Source organism: Janthinobacterium sp. SUN073, assembly GCF_030397665.1.
Lineage (GTDB): Bacteria > Pseudomonadota > Gammaproteobacteria > Burkholderiales > Burkholderiaceae_D > Janthinobacterium.
In genome coordinates, this window is record NZ_JAPUBT010000001.1 from 726,580 (window position 1) to 745,700 (window position 19,121).

Genomic DNA, 19,121 nt, shown 5'->3' on the forward strand with positions numbered 1-19,121 from the left:
TTGCTTCTCGCACAATAAGTTCTTTGCCAACTCGCCTATCATGGGGATAATGAGAAATATCTGAAAAGGCTGTGCCTACATGTCCAGTAAATTGCCATCTTCACCAGCAAGCGCTCCCGCTGGCGCCACGCATACCGCCGCCGCCGCGGCGATGAACCCGGCCGATATCGCGCGCGAAGCGTTTCGCCGCCTGGCCACGCGCCGCATCGCCCCCACGCCCAGCGCCTACCGCGATATCTACAATGAAATCGCCGGCATCAGCGAACCGGCCGATACGCCTGCCACCCCGGCTGCCGTGCTGGCCGCCAGCGCTCCCACGGAGAGCGGCGCGGAAAACGTCCTGACGCAGTTCGCTGCCAAGATGAGCGAATCGGCGGGCGAACTGGGTGACTTTGGCCGCCGTTTCCAGCGGGCACTGAAAGCGCGCGACTGGGACAGCTATGCGCGCACCCTGGCGCAGCTGGCGGAAAAACAGGTCAAGAAGGGTGGCGGCATCGAATTGCCGCCCCTGCCGGACGGTGAACAGACGCGCACCCTGCGTGAATTGCTCAGCCGTACCCTGGGCTTTGCCGTCGCCACCTTGCTGACGGGCACGCCCGCGCTGGTGGAAGAAGCCGAATCGCTGGGCGCGGCCATCAAGCTGGCGCACACGGAAGAGGCGCTGAACGACGCGGCGCTGCGCCTGAAGCAGCTGTGCTACCAGATCGAACTCAAAAGCGGCGATACGGCCGAGCAGCAGGAATTGCTGCTGCGCCTGTTCAAATTGCTGCTGGACAACGTCAGCCAATTGCTCGACGACGACAGCTGGCTGCGCGGCCAGGTCGATGCCGTGCAAAACCTGATCGCCGGCCCGCTCGACCAGCGCGCGCTGGAAGACGCCACGCGCAGCCTGAAGGAAGTCATCTACAAGCAAAGCCAGCTCAAGCACAGCTTGTCCGACGTCAAGCTGACGGTCAAGAACATGATGATGACCTTCATCGACCGTCTGGGGCAAGTGGCGGCCAGCACGGGCGACTTCCATGAAAAGATCGGCGGCTATTCGGAAAAGATCAGCCAGGCGGAAAATATCAGCGAATTGAACAGCGTTCTCGACGAAGTCTTGCGAGAAACGCGCATGGTGCAGAACGAAGCCCTGCGCGCACGCGACAAGATGGTGCTGGCGCGCCAGGAAGTGCAGGATGCGGAACAGCGCATCCACACCCTGGAAGCGAAGCTGCAGCATATGAGCGAACTGGTGCGGGAAGACCAGCTGACAGGCAGCCTGAACCGCCGTGGCCTGGACGATGTGTTCGAGCGCGAGACGGCCCGCTCCGACCGGCGCGGCACGCCGCTGTGCATCGCCATGCTGGACCTGGACGATTTCAAGCGCCTGAACGACACCTACGGTCACCTGGCCGGCGATGCCGCGTTGAAACACTTGGTCAAGATCGTCAAGGAAACCCTGCGCTCGATGGACGTCATCGCCCGCTTCGGCGGCGAGGAATTCCTCATCCTGCTGCCGGAAACCACGGTCGAGGCAGCTTCGTCGACGATGACGCGCTTGCAGCGCGAGCTGACCCGGCATTTCTTCCTGCACGATAACGAGAAAGTCTTGATCACCTTTTCCGCCGGCGTGGCCCTGCGCCTGCCCAACGAAGACCAGGCCGAGCTGGTCAAGCGCGCCGACCGCGCCATGTACCAGGCCAAGCAGACGGGCAAGAACCGCGTGGTGGTGGCGGAATAGCTACGGCCCACTGCACGCCATGCCGTCCCGCCACCCGGCCGGACGGCATTTTTTATATCAAAACAACAATAATCACTACCCTTCCTGCGCTTCGCCGGCATGCACGCGATATGAAAATAAAACTATTTTTACCCTCAAGTTTCCTTAAATCATGCCGTCTAGCGCGCGGCCAGCCGCAAACTGAAGGGCTGAAAATTAAAATTTAAAGCGCTTTTCGCCATAAATTTTCCTGCAGAGCAACCGTTACCCTAAATAACAGCGGCTTGATTGTCCCGGAACAGCGGGGCAGGCCAAAGTGACTAGCACATAGCGCAATGTAGTACCTGTCTGGAGAAACATCATGGCTGCAGTAATTAATACCAACATCTCGTCCCTGAATTCGCAACGTAACCTGTCGACCTCGCAGTCGGCCCTGAGCACCTCGCTGCAACGCCTGTCCTCCGGCATGCGCATCAACAGCGCCAAGGATGACGCTGCTGGTCTGGCGATTTCCGACCGTATGACGTCGCAAATCCGCGGCATGACCCAAGCGACCCGCAATGCCAACGACGGCGTTTCGCTGGCGCAAACGGCCGAAGGCGCGTTGTCCACCTCGGGCGACATCCTGCAACGTATCCGCGAACTGGCCGTGCAATCGTCGAACTCGACCAACACCGCCAGCGACCGCCAAGCCTTGCAAACAGAGGTCGGCCAACTCGGTTCGGAACTGAACCGCGTCGCCCAAACCACCCAGTTCAACGGCCAGAATTTGCTTGACGGCAGCATGGGCACGGCCAACTTCCAGGTCGGCGCAAACGCCAACCAATTGATCTCGGCCAGCGGCGCCAACTTCCTGACCAACACCTATGGCGACAACCGCGTAGAAAACGATGCTGTAGCCGTTATCGCTACGACAAACGTGACTGCCGGTTCGGTCAAAGTGGACGGTTCGCTGGGTAGCGCGACAATTACCACGGCGGCCACCGACACGGCGAAATCGATCGCCGCCAACGTCAACAAGGCAACGGCGAGCACCGGCGTCACGGCATCGGCAAAAACCGATATGTCGCTCAAATTGGGTGCCTCGGAATCGTATTCGTTCACGATCGCCTCGGACAATACGGCAGCAAACGCCGTGACCGTCTCGTTCTCCATGGGCGGCGGCACCACGGCTAGCGATTATGCATCGGGCATCAATGCGATCAATGCCCAGACCTCCAAAACGGGTGTTACGGCACAGTATGACGCCACGAATAGCGGCATCAAATTGACCAATGCCTCTGGTAATGACATCAGCCTCACCAATACCAAAGGTGGTGGCAACACAGTCTTCGCTACGGCGACCTATAAAGTCGACACGCCAACAGTGAAAGACGCCCTGACGACCTCGTTCACGGGCTTGACGACAACCGCCACCAGCGCGGTAGCAAACGGCCGCATTACGTTCGACTCGGAAAAAAGCTACCAGGTCACGGACACCACGTCGGGCCTGCTGCCTGCAGGTACAGGTGGTACCAAGGGCGCATCCGTGTTGAAAGACGTGGCATCGCTGGATGTGACGACCTTCGACGGCGCACAACTGGCCCTGAAAATCGCCGACGCCGCCCTGGCTTCGGTGAACAGCCAACGCGCCCAGTACGGTGCTTTGCAATCGCGCTTCAGCTCGGCGATCTCCAACTTGCAATCGACCACGGAAAATCTGTCCGCATCGCGCAGCCGCATCGTCGATACCGACTTCGCTGCGGAAACGGCCAACATGACCCGCGGCCAGATCCTGCAACAAGCTGGTACGGCCATGCTGGCGCAAGCGAACTCGCTGCCAAACGGCGTCCTGAGCCTGCTGCGCGGCTAATCTCCGATTAGTCAGGCAACAGCGCAGGACTCTGATTCCCCTGCCGGATTTTTTCGGCAGGGGAATTTTCACTAGGAGAGCACCATGACTATCGACACGATAGCGGCCGCCTCCGCGGCCAGGATAGACAAGAGTTATGTGTCTGCGGACACGTCGGCAGCGCGCCCGGCAGCGCCACGCACGGCCACGGAAAACGGCACGGTTGCACCACAGCAAGCCGACAAGGAACCGAGCCGGGAACAGTTGACCAAGGCGGTGTCGGCGCTGAACCAGTCGTCGCAAATGAAGACGCAAGGCATTGAATTTTCCATCGACGAAGACAGCCAGCGCACGGTGGTGAAGGTCATCGACCAGGAAACCAAGGAAGTACTGCGCCAGATACCCACCAAAGAAGCCCTGGAATTGGCCAAGACCTTTGACTCGGCCAAAGGCTCGCTGATCAGTCAAAGCGCATAATAATGGCGTTGCACACGGACGGACAGCATCGTGACAGCACGCATCGGCACGACCACGGGGCACGATAGCCTGGCTATCCGGCCCTGTCTTTTTATTGCAAATACAGCAACACCCACCTTTCTCTCGCCCGCTTTTCCGCTCCCGCTGAAAACAGCGCGGTAAATCCCCCTCTCAAGTCTTGATTGATTCTGCCGATAACAGCTTATATTAGCGTTTTCCTAGGAGCATTCAGTGGCCATCACACCTACACTATCATCCGTTGGCATCGGCGCCGGCGCCAGCGGCCTGGACGTGGGCGCCATCATCGACAAGCTGATGACGGCGGAATCGGCACCGCTGGATACCTTTGACAAAAAAACGGCTTCCTACCAGGCCAAGCTCAGCGCCCTGGGCACCCTGAGCGGCGCCGTCAGCACCTTTCAGGGTTCGCTGTCGGCACTGACCAATTCGAACAACTTCCGCGCCGTCAGCGCCATGCCGTCCGACCCGCTGGTGCTGTCGGCCAGTGCCGGCGCCAAGGCCGTGGCGGGCAACTACAACATCAACATTTCCCAACTGGCCCAGGCGCAGACGCTGACGTCGGGCGGCATGGCCAGCAAGCTGTCGACCATCGGCAGTGGCGCCAAGACCACGGTTTCCTTCCAGCTGGGCTCGCTCGCTGGCGGCACCTTTGGTGTAACAGGCACGGCACTGGGCGGCAGTACCCTGCTCACCGGTGTGAGCAACGGCTCGCTGAGCATCAACGGCACGGCCATTCCGACGGATGCCAGCACCAAGAGCGCACGCGCGCTGGCGGACGCCATCAACGCCAAGAGCAGCACCACGGGCGTGACCGCCACGGCCCAGCCAACAGCCAGCACCGCCGGCATGTTCAGCGGTTTCGGCAATATTGCCACCGGCGCGGACGGCACCTATTCGCTGTCGGTTGGCGGCATCGAGATCGTCACGCAGGGCAATGGCGTCGCCGCAGGCGGCGGCATCACTGCCGCCTCGCTCGATACGACGCTGGCAGGCCCGAATGCCGTCTCGAACGCGCTGGCCGCGGCAAATATTACCGTCACCGGCAAGGCGGCCGACGGCACCTTGCAATTTACGCGTGCCGATGGCTCCAACCTCAACATCGAAGAAGTGGTCACAGGCAGTGTCATGGGTGGTATCGGACACGCCGCCAATGCCGTCAACGATGGCTCGAATGTCACGCTTGCCAGCTCGCTCACCCTGGCCTCGGGCAATGCCAGCCCCATCACCGTCGCCGGCAGCAATCCGGCTGCCGCCGGCTTGGCGGCTGGCACGGGCGGCGCTTACATGAATACGGGCTTCACCCAGGATGGCACGCAGGCCACGGGTTCGGTGGTGATCGACGCCACCAACAACAGCTTGCAAGGCATACGCGACGCCATCAATAACGCGGGCCTGGGCGTCACCGCCAGCATCGTATCGGACGGCACGGACAAACCGTATCACCTGGTACTCAGTTCGAGCAAGACGGGCGCCAATTCGGCCATGAAAATTTCGCTCAGCGGCAGCGATGGTCAGCCGGCCGACAGCGCCTTGAACGATCTGCTGTCCTACGATGCTTCCGGCACGCAAAACCTGAAGCAGAACAGCGCGGCGCAAAACACTAAATTCAGCGTCAACGGCATTGCCATCACCAGCAGCTCGAACAGCGTCGATTCGGCGATCGAAGGCGTCACGCTGAGCATTACAAAAATAGGCAATTCCAGTTTGTCGGTGAGCAAAGATACAACAACGGTGAAGACCAGCATCACCGCCTTCGTCAAGGCCTACAACGATCTGAACACGTCGATCGGCAAGATGACGGCCTTCAATCCCGACACCAAGAAGGGTGGCGTCTTGCTGGGCGACTCGACCGTTCAATCGATCCAGAGCCAGTTGCGCCGGCAGCTGGGCGCGCCGATTACCGGTTTAAGCAGTGGCATGAACACCTTGAGCCAGGTGGGTATTTCCTTCCAAAAAGATGGCAGCCTGACGCTGGATTCAAGCAAACTCGACAAGGCGATCAGCGCCAACTTCGGCGATATCGCCGGCCTGTTTTCGGCCATCGGCAAGGCCACCGACAGCAACGTCGCCTTCACCAGCTCGACGGCCGCCACCAAGCCAGGCACCTATGACCTGACCATCACCACCATGGCCAGCCAGGGTTCGCTCACGTCCGATGGCGTGCTGCCGGCCAGCACCACGATTGCCAGCGACACCACCTGGAATATCACCCTCAACGATACGGAGCCATCGGCGGCCAAGAATACGGCCCAGGTGACGATACCGGCAGGCACCTACACGCCGGCGCAGATGGCATCGCTGATGCAATCGTCGATCAACGGCGTGAAGGCTTTTTCAGACAATGGCGCGACGGTCTCCGCGTCGATCGACGGCACCGGCAAACTGGTCCTGGTGTCGAGCCGCTATGGCTCCGTATCGAACCTGGCACTGAGCAACAGCACGGGAACCGGCACGGAAGTCCTGTTTGGCGCGGCCAAGCCCGTCAAGGGGGCCGACGTGGCCGGCACCCTGGGCGGGCAACCTGTGGTCGGCTCCGGCCAGACACTGACGGGCGCGCCCGGCTCGCAAGCGGAAGGCTTGAAAATTGAAGTGACTGGCGGCACCATCGGCTCGCGCGGCACGGTCAGTTTCTCGCAAGGCTATGCCTACCAGTTGAACAACCTGGCCACTTCCTTCCTGGGTACGGGCGGCGTGATCACCGGGCGCACGAGCGGCATCAATGAAACCCTGAAGTCGATAGCGACGCAACGCGACAAGTTCAGCGCGAAGCTGACCGACATCGAAGCGCGCTACCGTGCCCAGTACTCGCGCCTGGACGTGTCCCTGAACAAATTACAGGGCACGCAAACCTATTTGACCCAGCAGCTGGCCGCCATCGCCGCCAACCGCTAAGCGCCATCATCAGGAGAAAACATGTTTGGAACCCAACAACGCGGCGTCAACGCCTACGCCAAGGTCGGCCTGGAAACGGGCATCGTCTCGGCCTCGCCGCACAAGCTGATCGTGATGCTGTACGACGGCGCCCTGGTGGCCGTGCTCAGCGCGCAAGTACACATGAAATCGGGCAATATTCCAGAAAAGGGCAAGTCCATCTCGAAAGCCATCCAGATCATCGACAATGGTTTGCGCGCCAGCCTGGACAAGGAGGCGGGCGGCCAGATCGCCGAAGGCCTCGACGCCCTGTACGAGTATATGAGCGCGCGCCTGCTGACGGCTAACCTGAACAACGATATTACCCTGCTGGAAGAAGTACAGCGCCTGCTGACCGACCTGCGTGAAACCTGGAACGCCATCGGCTCCACGCCCGCCGCCATCCCCGGCGCCGATTTGAAACGTATGCCCAGCCTTGCGAGCGCCTGACCCATGATGACCAATCAAGAAGTCCTGACCACCTATGAAACCATGCAGACCCTGACGGGCCGGATGGTGACCGCCGCCGGCAATGCCGACTGGGATGAACTCGAAGCGCTGGAGCAACAAGTGAGCGCGCACGTGGCAGCGCTGAAGGCGAATGAAGCAAAAGTCGTGCTGGAAAGCGCCGGCCGCCAGCGCAAGGTCGCGCTGATCAAGCAGATCCTGGAAGACGACCGCAAGATCCGCGACCTGACCATGCCGTGGATGGCGCATTTGTCCAAGCTGATCAACAGCACGGGCACCGAACGGCGCCTGGCCAACGCCTACGGCGCCTAAACGCCCAAGGGGCAAGGTCACATATCATGTTGCCGAAGATGGATGCCATCGGCATGACGCCCCTGACCCCGGTCAAGGGCGCGCGCCCGGCCGACGCCGTCGCCGACCCGCGCCAGGCCGAGTTCCAGCGCTCGCTGCAGGGACTGATCGGCAAATCCATGCAGGGCCAGGTGCTGGCGCGCATGGGCGATGGCAGCTACCTGGTGCGCGTGGCCGGTACGCCGGCCCGCATGCAGCTGCCCGCCGGCGCCCAGCTGGGCACCGAGATTCCCCTGACCTTGATCGGCATCAATCCCCGTCCCTCGTTTCAAATCGGCAATAACCGCGACCAGCCCGCCAGCGCCCTGCTGACGTATGCGGACGCGGAAGCCGAACCCGACGCCTTGGAAGCGCGCGGTCCCCAGACCGGCGCCGCCCAGGCGGGCACACGCGCCAGCAGTACGGCCGCCACCCTGCTCAGCCGCGCGCCTCTCACGCCCGCCAATCTGCTGCCCGCCCTGGCAGGCGATACACCGGCGCCGGAACTGAGCACCACCGCGCGCGCCATCAGCAGCGTACTCAGCCAGGCTGAAAGCGTGCCTGGCGCGCCCCTGGCCCTGGTCGGCAAGACGCCGCTGATGGCAGCGCCGGGAGCCGATCCCGCCCAGGTGGCGCAAAAGCTGCGCGACACGGTCGGCAGCAGCGGCTTGTTCTATGAATCGCACGTGGCCGAATGGGCCGAAGGCAAGCGCCCGCTGGCCTCGCTGCTGCTGGAACCGCAAATGCAAAAGGCCGCGCCGGGCGAGACGCCCAGGACGGGCACCGACCTGGCCTCGGCGCAGCTGATCAATTTACAGCTGCATACGCACGAACAGGCACGCGTGCAGTGGCAGGGCGAAGCCTGGCCCGGCCAGAAGATGCAGTGGGATATCAGCCAGGATGCACCGGAAGGACAGCAGCACGCTGGCACGCAGGCCGACGAGGACGCGACGGCCTGGCGCAGCAATGTGCGCTTCCAGTTCCCCCTGCTGGGCGACCTGGCCGCGCACGTGGTCTTGCAGGGCGGCCGGGTGGCCATCCAGCTGCAGGCTGGCAGCGAAGGCAGCGCCGATACCCTGCGCCAGCATGCGGCGGCGCTGGAAGCGTCGCTGGACGCCGCCGGCTGGCCCCTGTCGTCATTGACGATCGCCGGCAAGCCGGAGGCGGCCGAGCCAGCGGAAGCGGATGATGCTTGACGACACCAAGCGCAAGGTGCCGCAGACGGCCGTCGCCCTGGCCTACCAGAGCGGCACGCCGGCGCCCAAGGTGGTGGCCAAGGGCAGCGGCCTGATCGCGGACCGTATCATCAACACGGCGCGCGAACACGGCGTCTTCGTGCATGAATCGAAGGAATTGGTGGCGCTGTTGATGGATGTCGACCTGGACCGCCAGATTCCGCCCGGCCTGTATCGGGCGATTGCGGAACTGCTGGCCTGGTTATATCATATTGAATCTGCGAATGGCGGGCCGATCCCGCCGCCGCCCGACACCAGCGTCAACCTCACCGATACATAGACAGGCATCAATGCAAGCACATATTATGGATTCCGGCCTCGAAAACTGGCATGACTTTGAAGTGGAATCGCGGCGGGAAATCATTGCCTTGCTGCGTAGCATCAGCGAAAAGAACCAGCTGATCCGCATGCTGATCCACGGTGAATCCGATGTGTGCGTCACCTCCATCCTGGAAGTCGATGCCGACCACAATACCGTCATCCTCGACCGTTCCGTGAACACCGACCAGAACCGGCGCATGCTGGCCGCCAAGGGCATCTCGTTTGAAACGTCGCTCGACAAGATCCGCATCCTGTTTGCCAGTGCCCAGGTGCAAGAGTGCAATTACAGCGGCACACCCGCCTTGAAAATTGCCATTCCAGAAACATTGATCCGCCTGCAGCGGCGCGAGTATTACCGCATGACGACGCCCGTGAGCAATCCCGTGCGCGTCTCGATTCCCCTGCCGCCCTCGCTGGGTGGCGCCGACGCCCCGTTTCCGCTGGCCGACATCAGCTGCGGCGGCATCGCCATCCTGGACAATAAACTGATACTGGGCGAGACCATCGGCAGGGACTATCCCGGTTGCCGCATCGACTTGCCTGACGTCGGCATCGTCACCGCCACCTTGCAAATTCGCAATTCGCTGGACATGACCCTGCTGAACAACAAGCTGAACCGCCGCCTGGGCTGCCAGTTCGTCGACCTGCCGCGCAGCATGCTGGCGCATGTGCAGCGCTATATCACGCGGCTGGAGCGCGAGAGGAATGCGCGCATGGCTGGGTTGGGCTGATCATAGGTAACCCGAAACGAAGACTGGGGTCGAACCCTGAGGGTTCGACCCCGGCCCTTGCACTTGGGGTTGTCATGAGTTAAACCTGCATATTCATGATCTCGTGATACGCCGACACGAGCTTGTTCCTCACCTGCACCGTCGCCTGGAATTCGATGCTCGATTTTTGCATCGACACCATCACGTCCGACAGGCTGACCTTTTCGTCGCCCATGGTAAAGCGCTGGCCCATCGCCGACGACGCCTGTTGCGAACTGCTCACGGAGTCCAGCGCACTCTTGAAGGCGTCGGCAAAATTCACCTTCGCTGCCGGCATTTCGGTCTGGATTGCCGGTATTTTCGCCTCCGGCCGCGTGGCCGCCGACTTCAGTTGCGCGATCATCGCCTCGATCCTGCCGCTATCGATACCGCCTGTTTTCACTTTGCCTCCCGATTCTGGTCTGCTTCATATCTGTTCCATGCCTGTTGCACCCAGAGAACAAAACCCTGGCTTGCAAGGCAACGACGGGTACAATAACTTCCGTCACATGTTGCCAGGGTTCCACAATACCAGCGCCAACGCCAGCCGCTCGGCCGAGCAGGCGGCAAAAGCGCCTTCTGTTTGGACGATTGAAGCGCGTGACAGTGGCGGATAATTCTGCATATCGCCCCCTCCTCCCGAGGAAGCGGCCCCCACGCACCACCCAATACCCGTCAAACCACACGCCCTGGAAGGCAATCATGGCTGTAGCCGAAGAAATCGATGTGAACCGCATACCGCCGGAACCGGCGCCTGCCCGCTCGCCCGTGGAGTCCGTGCAAGCGTTCGCCAAGACGCCGATGGGCAAGAATTTCCTGCGCGGCCTGGGCGTGGCGGCACTGATCGCCATCGGCGTGGCCCTGTACATGTGGAACCAGCCGCCCGAGTACAAGGTCCTGTTCTCCAACTACACGGATCGCGACGGCGGCGCCATCACCGCGTCGCTGGACCAGCTGGGCATCAAGCACAAATTTTCCGAAGGAGGCGGCGCCATTCTCGTGCCGTCCGAGCAAGTCCACGACGCGCGCCTGAAACTGGCGGCGCAAGGCTTGCCGAAGGGCGGCAACGTGGGTTTCGAGCTGATGGAAAACCAGAAGCTGGGCGTGTCGCAATTCCTGGAACAGGTCAATTTCCAGCGCGCGCTGGAAGGCGAACTGGCGAAATCGATCGAATCGGTGTCCGCCGTCGACACGGCGCGCGTCCACCTGGCCCTGCCCAAACCGTCCGTCTTCGTGCGCGAACAGCAAAAACCGACCGCTTCCGTGCTGCTGAACCTGCATCCGGGCCGCGGCCTCGACCAATTGCAGGTAAGCGCCATCGTGCACCTGGTGGCGTCCAGCGTGCCAGAGTTGCTGCCGATCAATGTCACCGTGGTCGACCAGGCCGGCACCTTGCTGTCGAACCAGGAAAAGGACAAGGACCGCGCCAATGGCATCAAAAGCCTGGACCCGAACCAGTTAAAGTACGTGCAACAATTGCAGCAAAGCGTGATCAAGCAAGTCGAATCGATCTTGCTGCCCATCGTCGGCGAAGGCAATGTGCGCGCCGAAGCGACGGCCGACGTGGATTTCTCGCAAAGCGAGCAGGCGGCCGAAACCTACAAGCCGAACTCGCCACCGGAAGCGTCCACCATCCGCAGCCAGCAAACGAGCGAATCGACGGGCGCCGGCAATGCCAACCCGTCCGGCGTGCCTGGCGCGCTGTCGAACCAGCCGCCCGGCGTGGCCACGGCGCCGTTGACGGCCGAGGCGCCAGGCGCACCGGGCGGCGCGCCGACGGCGCCCACGCAAAAGGAATCGACGACGAATTACGAAGTTGACAAGACCGTGCGCTACGAGCAGAAATCCATGGGCGGCTTGCGCCGCCTGTCGGTGGCCGTCGTCGTCAACTACCGCCGCAGCTTCGACAAGGATGGCAAGGTCACGGTCAAGCCGATTTCGCCTGCCGAAATGGTGCAGATCAATAACCTGGTCAAGGAAGCGATGGGCTACAACAAGGAGCGCGGCGACAGCTTCAGCGTGGCCAACTCGCCCTTCGACGGCATCGACCGCGCGCCGGAAGGCAAGCTGGAGTGGTGGCGCGACCCGGCCAACTTGCCGCTGGCCAAGGAACTGGCGAAATTCCTCATCACGGCCCTGATCCTGCTGTATATCTTCATCAAGATCGTGCGCCCGATGCTGCGCCCCGTGATGCGCAAGATCGACGATTTTGGCGCCCCGCCGCCCGTCATCGAGCCGGAACTGGCCAAGGATGGCGCAGAAAACGAAGTCCTGCTCAGCGAAGCGGAGCTGGAAGAACTGGAAGAAGATACGGCCCGCGGTTATCGCGAAAACCTGGCGATGGCCCGGAAACTGGCACAGGAAGACCCGCGCGTGGTGGCCAACGTAATCAAAGCATGGATAGGCAATAATGAGTGAGACAACGGGACTGCAAAAAGCATCGATCCTGATGCTGGCACTGGGCGAGAGCGAAGCGGCCGAGGTCATGAAATTCCTCGGCCCGCGCGAAGTGCTGAAACTGGGCGCCGCCATGGCCACCATGAAGGGCATCGCGCACGAACAGGTGGTCGAGGTGCTCGACGACTTCCGCGCACAGACGGAACTCAATTCCACCGTCGGCCTCGATTCGGACGAATACATCCGGCAAGTGCTGACCAAGGCGCTGGGCGACGACAAGGCGTCCGTGCTGCTGTCGCGCATCCTGGGCGGCAAGGATGCGTCCGGCATCGAATCGCTGAAATGGATGGATTCGCAATCGGTGTCCGAACTGATCCGCAACGAGCACCCGCAGATCATCGCCACCATCCTGGTCCACCTGGAACGCGACCAGGCGTGCGAAATCCTCGGCCATTTCACGGACCGCCTGCGCAACGACGTGGTGCTGCGCATCGCCACCCTGGACGGCGTGCAGCCGGCCGCCTTGCGCGAACTCAACGATGTACTGACGAAACTGCTGTCCGGTAACGAAAACATCAAGAAATCGTCGCTGGGGGGCGTGCGCGCGGCGGCCGAGATCCTCAACTTCATGAGCGGCGAGCAAGAAGGCTCCGTCATGGACAATATCAAGAACTACGACAACGACATGGCGCAAAAGATCATGGACGAAATGTTCGTGTTCGACAACGTGATCGACATCGACGACCGCGGCATCCAGCTGCTGCTGCGCGAAGTGCAGTCGGAAATGCTGATCATCGCCCTGAAAGGCGCCTCGCAAGAGCTGCGCGACAAGATCTTCAAGAACATGTCGCAGCGTGCCGGCGAGATGATGCGCGAAGACCTGGAGTCGAAAGGCCCCGTGCGCCTGTCGGAAGTGGAGTCGCAGCAGAAACAGATCCTGCAAATCGTGCGCCGCCTGGCGGACGAAGGGCAGATAGTACTGGGTGGAAAAGGCGAGGATTCGTTTGTCTAATTTAATTCCCAAAGAGCAACAAACCGCTTACCAGCGCTGGGAAATGACCTCGTTTGGCGACGAGCGTCCCAGCGTGGTGGCGGCGCGCAAGCTGCTCGAACCCGATCCTGAACCCGAATTCGACCCGGAAATGGATCCATACGGCGAACTGCCGGAAGAAGAGCAGGCCGCTCCGCTGGAATATCCGACGCAGGAAGAACTCGACGCCATCCGCGAAGAAGCGCGCGCCACGGCCTTCGATGAGGGCCGCGCCGCCGGCTATGCGGAAGGCCACGCGGCCGGACATGCCGATGGCCATGCGCAGTCGTATGCCGAAGGCAAGGCGGCGTCCGGCGTGGAACTGGCGCATCTGCAAACCATCGCCGTCGACTTCGGCACGGCCGTGCACCAGGCCGATGAACTGATCGCCAACGACGTCATGGAACTGGCCTTGCAACTGGCCAAGGCCATGCTGAAGACGGCCTTGCCCGTGCGCCCAGAACTGATGCTGCCGATGGTAAGGGAAGCCATCGAATATCTGCCTGTGCTGCAACAACCGGCCTTGCTGATGCTCAATCCGGAAGATGCGCAAGTGGTGCGCGACGGCATCGGCGATGAGCTCGACAAGGGTGGCTGGCGTGTCATCGAAGACCCGTCCGTGGAACGCGGCGGCTGCAAGATCGACACGGCCAGCAACCAGATCGATGCGCAAAGCTCCACCCGCTGGCAGCGCCTGACGCATGCGCTGGGCAAGGACCTGGACTGGCTGGCGCCGTGAGCGAGTCCGTCAAAGGCCCGCAAGCCCATGCGGCGCGCTGGCGCGCCTACCTGAGCGACTGTACGGCCGTGGTCGGCTTTGTGGAACCGATGCAAATATCGGGCAGGGTCACGCGCGTGGCCGGCCTGGTGATGGAAGCGGTGGGCCTGCGCCTGGCCGTCGGCGCCGCCTGCACCGTGCCACTGCCCAATGGCGGGCGGGTCGAGGCGGAAGTCGTGGGCTTTGAAGGCGAGCGCCTGTTTTTGATGCCGCAAAGCGACGTCGAAGGCATCGTGCCCGGCACGCGCGTGTTTTCCGTCGAACCGGCCATCCCCCGCCCCGGCAGCGTGGCGCATCCGCGTCGCCGCCCCAGCGACCGCGCGCGCCACCTGCCCGTGGGACCGCAACTGCTGGGCCGCGTGCTCGACGGCGCGGGCCGTCCGCTCGACCAGCTGGGGCCCCTGCTCACGACGGACAGCGCCCCCATCAACGTGCGCCCCGCCAATCCCCTGGGCCGCGCGCCCATCGTGACCACGCTGGACGTGGGCGTGCGCTCGATCAATGCCATGCTGACCGTGGGCCGTGGCCAGCGCATGGGCCTGTTCGCCGGTTCCGGCGTGGGCAAGAGCGTGCTGCTGGGCATGATGGCGCGCTACACGGAAGCGGACGTGATCGTCGTCGGTCTGATCGGCGAACGGGGACGCGAAGTCAAGGAATTCATCGAGCAAATCCTGGGCGCCGAAGGCCTGGCCCGCTCCGTCGTCGTGGCGGCGCCGGCCGACACGCCGCCCCTGATGCGCCTGCAGGGCGCCGCGTATGCGACGGCGATTGCCGAGTATTTCCGCGACCAGGGGCAAAACGTGCTGCTGATCATGGATTCGCTGACCCGCTACGCCATGGCGCAGCGCGAAATCGCCCTGGCCATCGGCGAACCGCCTGCCACCAAGGGTTATCCGCCGTCCGTCTTCGCCAAGCTGCCCGTGCTGGTGGAGCGGGCCGGCAATGGCGAGGAAGGGGGCGGCTCGATCACCGCCTTCTACACCGTGCTGACCGAGGGCGACGACCAGCAGGACCCGATCGCCGACTCGGCGCGCGCGATTCTCGATGGCCACATCGTGCTGAACCGGCGCCTGGCCGAGGCGGGCCATTATCCCGCCATTGACATCGAGCAATCGATTTCGCGCGCTGCCCACTCGATCACCACGCATGAACACCAGCAGCAGGCGCGCAAGCTGAAACAGCTGTATTCGCGCTATGAACGCAGCCGCGACCTGATCAGCGTGGGCGCCTACAGCGCCGGCACCGACCCCGTACTGGACCAGGCCATCGCCCTGCATGAAAAGATCGAAGCGTTTTTGCAACAGCAAATCACCGAGCGGGTCAGCATGGACGAGAGCTTGGGGCAACTTACCGCTCTATTCGACTGATTAGGGCTTGCATAGCGGGAATATAATCAAGCATGGCTTCTCCTTCCCAACTTGCAACCCTGATTGACCTTGCCCAGCGCGAAACGGACGATTGCGCCAAACGCCTGGGCGCGGCCCTGAAAGCGCTCGACGATTGCCGCCAGAAGCTCGACATGCTGTCCGGCTACCGCGACGACTATGCCCAGCGCTTCGAGGCGAGCATGAGCAACGGCATCACGCCCATGGCTTACCGCAATTTCCAGGCCTTCATGGTCAAGCTCGACAGCGCCATCCAGGGCCAGCAGCAGGTGGTCGAGCATGCGCAGGCGCGCAGCGAGAATGAAAAGATGCGCTGGCAACTGGCCGAACGCAAGCGCATATCGTACACCACCCTGAATAACCGGGCGCAGGAACAGGCGCTGAAGCTGGAAAACAAGCGCGACCAGAAAGCAATGGATGAGCACGCGGCGCGACAAGCCTATTACAAACGCTAAGCAACACTGAGGCAGCATCATGCAAACCCAGCCAACACCGATTTCCCAGATTATCTCGCCGAATGCCACGCCGGGCGCCGCCAACCGCAGCCAGCCGCCCACCAGCGGCACGGCGGGCGACTTCCAGCGCACCCTGAACCGCCAGATCGAGCAGCGCCAGGCCAGCCGCAATATGGAGCAAGCGCAAGTACAAGCACCTGCCCCCCGCCCCGCCAGCCCTGCCGCCACCCAGGCGCCGGCCAAGGAAACGACGCCAATGCAAGCGGGCACCGAACAGGCCTCCAACAAGGAACAGCCATCCGCGCCGGCCAGCGAGGCGGCTGCGCCCGCCACCAGCGATGGTTCCAGCACCGCGGCCGAGGCCAGCGTGCCCGCCATTCCCGCCGCGACAGTCCCGCCGCCGGCCGATCCGGCCGCCGAAATGCTGGCCCTGGTGGGCAGCATCCAGCTGGCGATCCAGCCGCCGGCAGCCAAGGCCGCGCCGGAACTGCCCGCGCACGCCAGCATCAAGGCCGACGCCAAGGGCCTGGCCACAGGTCCCTTGCTGGCAGCCGGCCAGGGCAGCGGCAAGGCCGCCGCCACCGTCATCGCGCAAGCCGACAGCGGCGACTTTGCCGACAGCCTGGGCCTGGCCCAGGGCAAGGCAGCCGCCACACCAGGCACCAGCGTGCCGAACGGCAAGGCCGAGCCGGGCAAGCTGGCCATCGACGCGCAGCTGGCGGCCACGGCCAGGGCTGGCAGCGCTGTGGCCGAAGCGAGCATCAAGGAAGCACCTGCCGACCTGAGCCGCCTGGCGGCCCAGCTGCAGCCAGGGGCGCTGCAGCAGGCCGCCGCCGCTGTAGCCGTGCCGGCAGACAAGCTGACGGGCCGGGTCGGCACGCCGGCCTGGGATCAGCAACTGGGGCAGAAAGTCGTGTGGATGGCGGCCGGTGGCGACCAGAGCGCCACCCTGACCCTGAATCCGCCCGATCTGGGGCCTGTGCAAGTGGTCCTGACGGTCACCAATGACCAGGCCGATGCCGCCTTCATGTCGGCCCAGCCCGAAGTACGCCAGGCGCTGGAAGCGGCCATGCCGCGCCTGCGCGAGATGATGAGCGAAGCGGGCATCGCCTTCGGCAGCGCCACCGTCTCGGCCGGCACGCCGGAACAGCAAAACAATGGCGAGCGTGCCGCCTCGGGCGAACGCCGCGGCAATGGCCAGGGCGGCGGTGTCTCCGGTGGCGAGATCGCCATCGCGCCGGCGGTGGGCGGACGCAGCAGGCCCAGCCTGAGTGCCGTGGATACCTTTGCCTGAGGCCAATTCATCTGCCGCAAGCCCCAAGCGCGCCCCAGGAAGTAACTTTTCGTATAAAAACAGCGAGTTGAGGGCGCTTCCACCCTCTTTTCACCGCATCCTTCTGCGCAGAATTTGCCGATAATGACATAATGGCGTCGTGATCCACTTCCATGCACTCGTGTACCATTGAAAGCAAATCCAAAAATGAAAGCAGATCCGAAAGCAGATGCAGGCCTGGCCCCCGCCGGTGCCTCGAAAAAGAAGCTTCTGATCATAGTGCTGGCCTCGGTGCTGGTGGCCGGCGGCATCGGTGGCGGTGCAGCCTGGTACTTCCTGCACGGCAAGGCCGATAAAGAAGAAGCGGCGCCCAGCAAGAAAAAACATGCCGCTTCCAAGGCAGGTCCGCCCGTCTTCGTGCCCATCGACTCCTTCACCGTCAACTTGCAGCCGGAAAATGGCGAGCAATACCTGCAGATCGCCTTCACCTTGCAGGCCAGCAGCGCGGAAGAAATGGACTTAATCAAGGTCAACATGCCGAAAGTGCGCAGCCGCTTGCTACTGCTGCTGTCGGGCAAGAAGGCATCCGAACTCAATACCGTGGAAGGCAAGCAGCAGCTGGCGGCCGAAATCATCAATCAGGTGAACCAGCCGTTCGAGGACAAAGGGCCGGAGCAGGACGTGACGGACGTATTATTTACCGCATTCATCATTCAATAAGTAGCCATGGCCGATAATTTCCTCTCCCAGGAAGAAGTCGATGCCCTTCTGAAGGGCGTCAACGGAGACCAGGACGACGCGCAGGCGCCGGAAGATGTCACGGGAGTTCGTACCTACAACCTGGCAACCCAGGAGCGCATCGTGCGCGGCCGGATGCCAACGTTGGAAATTATCAACGAGCGTTTCGCCCGCCTGCTGCGCGTGGGCCTGTTCAACTTCCTGCGCCGCAGCGCCGAAGTGTCGGTGGGCTCCGTGCGCGTGTCGAAGTACAGCGAGTTCATCCGCAACCTGGTGGTGCCGACCAATCTGAACCTGGTCCACATGAAGCCGCTGCGCGGCACGGCCCTGATGGTCTTCGATCCGGGCCTGGTGTTCCTGCTGGTCGACAATCTGTTCGGTGGCGACGGACGTTTTCATACGCGTGTCGAAGGACGCGACTTTACGCAGACGGAGCAGCGCATCATCTTGCGCATCCTCGACATCGTCTTTGAAGCCTATACCAAGTCGTGGGAGCCGGTCTTCCCTGTCGAGTTCGAATATATCCGCTCGGAAATGAACACGCAGTTCGCCAACATCGCCACGCCGAACGAAGTGGTGGTGGCATCCACGTTTACGGTGGAACTGGGCTCCGTTTCCGGACAAATCCACTTCTGCATGCCGTATTCGATGATCGAGCCGATCCGCGATTCGCTGACCTCGAGCCTGCAGGGCGAAGCGCTGGAAGTGGACAAGCGCTGGATCCGCCTGATGACACAGCAGATCCAGATCGCCGAAGTCGAACTGGTGGCGTCGCTGGGCACGGCGCGCGTCTCGTTCGACGAGATTTTGAACATGAAGGTGGGCGACATCATTCCGCTCAATATTCCCGAACTGATCGCCGCCACCGTCGACGGCGTGCCCGTGATGGATTGCACGTATGGAGTGTTGAACGGACAATATGCGCTGAAGGTTGAAAAGTTGTTGGCAAATTCCGATAACATGAACAATCACTAAATCAATACCCGGGTCGCGTTGCGGCCCGTATCTGTACAACAGGAGA

19 protein-coding genes are annotated in these 19,121 nt (G+C 62.3%); 18 read left to right on the plus strand and 1 reads right to left on the minus strand.

What is annotated here, in order from left to right; all coding sequences use genetic code 11:
* Window positions 1-151 precede the first annotated feature (151 nt).
* The 9 genes from O0882_RS03340 (at window position 152) to O0882_RS03380 (ending at window position 10,026) form a co-directional block, all read left to right on the plus strand.
* Entirely contained in the window at window positions 152-1,723 is a 1,572-nt protein-coding gene (locus O0882_RS03340) for a diguanylate cyclase (protein ID WP_289946802.1), read from the plus strand.
* Between the two features lie 340 nt (window positions 1,724-2,063).
* A complete protein-coding gene (locus tag O0882_RS03345) occupies window positions 2,064-3,554 on the plus strand; it encodes a flagellin (protein WP_289945346.1) in 1,491 nt (496 codons plus the stop codon).
* An 84-nt stretch (window positions 3,555-3,638) separates the two neighbouring features.
* Window positions 3,639-4,010 (plus strand): flagellar protein FlaG, encoded by a 372-nt coding sequence (locus tag O0882_RS03350; protein ID WP_289945347.1) that lies wholly within the window; start codon window positions 3,639-3,641, stop codon window positions 4,008-4,010.
* 231 nt (window positions 4,011-4,241) lie between these two features.
* Window positions 4,242-6,923: a flagellar filament capping protein FliD gene (gene fliD, locus O0882_RS03355; protein WP_289945348.1), complete on the plus strand. Its 2,682-nt coding sequence runs from the start codon at window positions 4,242-4,244 to the stop codon at window positions 6,921-6,923.
* A 21-nt stretch (window positions 6,924-6,944) separates the two neighbouring features.
* The gene (gene fliS / locus O0882_RS03360) at window positions 6,945-7,391 is read left to right on the plus strand and encodes a flagellar export chaperone FliS (protein WP_289945349.1); all 447 of its coding nucleotides are present in this window, start codon (window positions 6,945-6,947) and stop codon (window positions 7,389-7,391) included.
* A 3-nt stretch (window positions 7,392-7,394) separates the two neighbouring features.
* Entirely contained in the window at window positions 7,395-7,721 is a 327-nt protein-coding gene (locus O0882_RS03365; RefSeq protein ID WP_289945352.1) for a flagellar protein FliT, read from the plus strand.
* A gap of 26 nt (window positions 7,722-7,747) precedes the next feature.
* Window positions 7,748-8,935: a flagellar hook-length control protein FliK gene (locus O0882_RS03370; RefSeq protein ID WP_289945353.1), complete on the plus strand. Its 1,188-nt coding sequence runs from the start codon at window positions 7,748-7,750 to the stop codon at window positions 8,933-8,935.
* The gene (locus O0882_RS03375; protein WP_289946804.1) at window positions 8,928-9,254 is read left to right on the plus strand and encodes an EscU/YscU/HrcU family type III secretion system export apparatus switch protein; all 327 of its coding nucleotides are present in this window, start codon (window positions 8,928-8,930) and stop codon (window positions 9,252-9,254) included. Before O0882_RS03370 ends, O0882_RS03375 begins: the two co-directional genes overlap by 8 nt.
* Window positions 9,255-9,279: 25 nt before the next feature.
* On the plus strand, window positions 9,280-10,026 hold the full coding sequence (locus O0882_RS03380) for a flagellar brake protein (protein ID WP_289945354.1): 747 nt from the start codon (window positions 9,280-9,282) through the stop codon (window positions 10,024-10,026).
* Between the two features lie 79 nt (window positions 10,027-10,105).
* Here the strand turns inward: O0882_RS03380 and fliE are convergent, their stop codons facing one another.
* Window positions 10,106-10,408 carry a flagellar hook-basal body complex protein FliE gene (gene fliE, locus O0882_RS03385; protein ID WP_243136536.1) on the minus strand — a complete coding sequence of 101 codons (303 nt, stop codon included), beginning with the start codon at window positions 10,406-10,408 and terminating at the stop codon, window positions 10,106-10,108.
* On the opposite strand from fliE, the gene O0882_RS03390 reads away from it, so the two are divergent.
* From O0882_RS03390 to fliM, 9 genes are all read left to right on the plus strand, one after another.
* On the plus strand, window positions 10,305-10,661 hold the full coding sequence (locus O0882_RS03390) for a hypothetical protein (RefSeq protein WP_289946893.1): 357 nt from the start codon (window positions 10,305-10,307) through the stop codon (window positions 10,659-10,661). The two genes, fliE and O0882_RS03390, sit on opposite strands and share 104 nt — an antisense overlap.
* 85 nt (window positions 10,662-10,746) lie before the next feature.
* A complete protein-coding gene (gene fliF, locus O0882_RS03395; protein ID WP_289945355.1) occupies window positions 10,747-12,462 on the plus strand; it encodes a flagellar basal-body MS-ring/collar protein FliF in 1,716 nt (571 codons plus the stop codon).
* Window positions 12,455-13,453, plus strand: coding sequence for a flagellar motor switch protein FliG (gene fliG / locus O0882_RS03400; RefSeq protein ID WP_071075865.1), 999 nt, complete (start codon window positions 12,455-12,457; stop codon window positions 13,451-13,453). The genes fliF and fliG overlap by 8 nt, the downstream gene beginning before the upstream one ends.
* 43 nt (window positions 13,454-13,496) lie before the next feature.
* Window positions 13,497-14,210 (plus strand): flagellar assembly protein FliH, encoded by a 714-nt coding sequence (locus tag O0882_RS03405; RefSeq protein WP_289946808.1) that lies wholly within the window; start codon window positions 13,497-13,499, stop codon window positions 14,208-14,210.
* An 89-nt stretch (window positions 14,211-14,299) separates the two neighbouring features.
* A complete protein-coding gene (gene fliI, locus O0882_RS03410) occupies window positions 14,300-15,616 on the plus strand; it encodes a flagellar protein export ATPase FliI (RefSeq protein WP_243136568.1) in 1,317 nt (438 codons plus the stop codon).
* Window positions 15,617-15,648: 32 nt separating this feature from the next.
* Entirely contained in the window at window positions 15,649-16,089 is a 441-nt protein-coding gene (gene fliJ / locus O0882_RS03415; RefSeq protein WP_289945360.1) for a flagellar export protein FliJ, read from the plus strand.
* 19 nt (window positions 16,090-16,108) lie between these two features.
* Window positions 16,109-17,383, plus strand: a complete 1,275-nt coding sequence (locus O0882_RS03420) for a flagellar hook-length control protein FliK (RefSeq protein WP_289945362.1) — start codon at window positions 16,109-16,111, stop codon at window positions 17,381-17,383.
* 186 nt (window positions 17,384-17,569) lie between these two features.
* Window positions 17,570-18,082, plus strand: coding sequence for a flagellar basal body-associated protein FliL (gene fliL / locus O0882_RS03425; protein WP_289945363.1), 513 nt, complete (start codon window positions 17,570-17,572; stop codon window positions 18,080-18,082).
* Window positions 18,083-18,088: 6 nt separating this feature from the next.
* Complete coding sequence (gene fliM / locus O0882_RS03430; protein WP_071075860.1) at window positions 18,089-19,075, plus strand: flagellar motor switch protein FliM; 987 nt, start codon at window positions 18,089-18,091, stop codon at window positions 19,073-19,075.
* The last annotated feature ends 46 nt before the right edge of the window (window positions 19,076-19,121 follow it).

Excerpts from the sequence above, each read along its gene's own strand:
- O0882_RS03340 (WP_289946802.1), top strand. The coding sequence starts at position 152 with ATGAACCCGGCCGATATCGCGCGCGAAGCGTTTCGCCGCCTGGCCACG.
- O0882_RS03345 (WP_289945346.1), top strand. The coding sequence starts at position 2,064 with ATGGCTGCAGTAATTAATACCAACATCTCGTCCCTGAATTCGCAACGT.
- O0882_RS03350 (WP_289945347.1), top strand. The coding sequence starts at position 3,639 with ATGACTATCGACACGATAGCGGCCGCCTCCGCGGCCAGGATAGACAAG.
- fliS (WP_289945349.1), top strand. The coding sequence starts at position 6,945 with ATGTTTGGAACCCAACAACGCGGCGTCAACGCCTACGCCAAGGTCGGC.
- O0882_RS03365 (WP_289945352.1), top strand. The coding sequence starts at position 7,395 with ATGATGACCAATCAAGAAGTCCTGACCACCTATGAAACCATGCAGACC.
- O0882_RS03370 (WP_289945353.1), top strand. The coding sequence starts at position 7,748 with ATGTTGCCGAAGATGGATGCCATCGGCATGACGCCCCTGACCCCGGTC.
- O0882_RS03375 (WP_289946804.1), top strand. The coding sequence starts at position 8,928 with ATGCTTGACGACACCAAGCGCAAGGTGCCGCAGACGGCCGTCGCCCTG.
- O0882_RS03380 (WP_289945354.1), top strand. The coding sequence starts at position 9,280 with ATGGATTCCGGCCTCGAAAACTGGCATGACTTTGAAGTGGAATCGCGG.
- fliE (WP_243136536.1), bottom strand. The coding sequence starts at position 10,408 with ATGATCGCGCAACTGAAGTCGGCGGCCACGCGGCCGGAGGCGAAAATA.
- fliF (WP_289945355.1), top strand. The coding sequence starts at position 10,747 with ATGGCTGTAGCCGAAGAAATCGATGTGAACCGCATACCGCCGGAACCG.
- fliG (WP_071075865.1), top strand. The coding sequence starts at position 12,455 with ATGAGTGAGACAACGGGACTGCAAAAAGCATCGATCCTGATGCTGGCA.
- O0882_RS03405 (WP_289946808.1), top strand. The coding sequence starts at position 13,497 with ATGACCTCGTTTGGCGACGAGCGTCCCAGCGTGGTGGCGGCGCGCAAG.
- fliI (WP_243136568.1), top strand. The coding sequence starts at position 14,300 with ATGCAAATATCGGGCAGGGTCACGCGCGTGGCCGGCCTGGTGATGGAA.
- fliJ (WP_289945360.1), top strand. The coding sequence starts at position 15,649 with ATGGCTTCTCCTTCCCAACTTGCAACCCTGATTGACCTTGCCCAGCGC.
- O0882_RS03420 (WP_289945362.1), top strand. The coding sequence starts at position 16,109 with ATGCAAACCCAGCCAACACCGATTTCCCAGATTATCTCGCCGAATGCC.
- fliL (WP_289945363.1), top strand. The coding sequence starts at position 17,570 with ATGAAAGCAGATCCGAAAGCAGATGCAGGCCTGGCCCCCGCCGGTGCC.
- fliM (WP_071075860.1), top strand. The coding sequence starts at position 18,089 with ATGGCCGATAATTTCCTCTCCCAGGAAGAAGTCGATGCCCTTCTGAAG.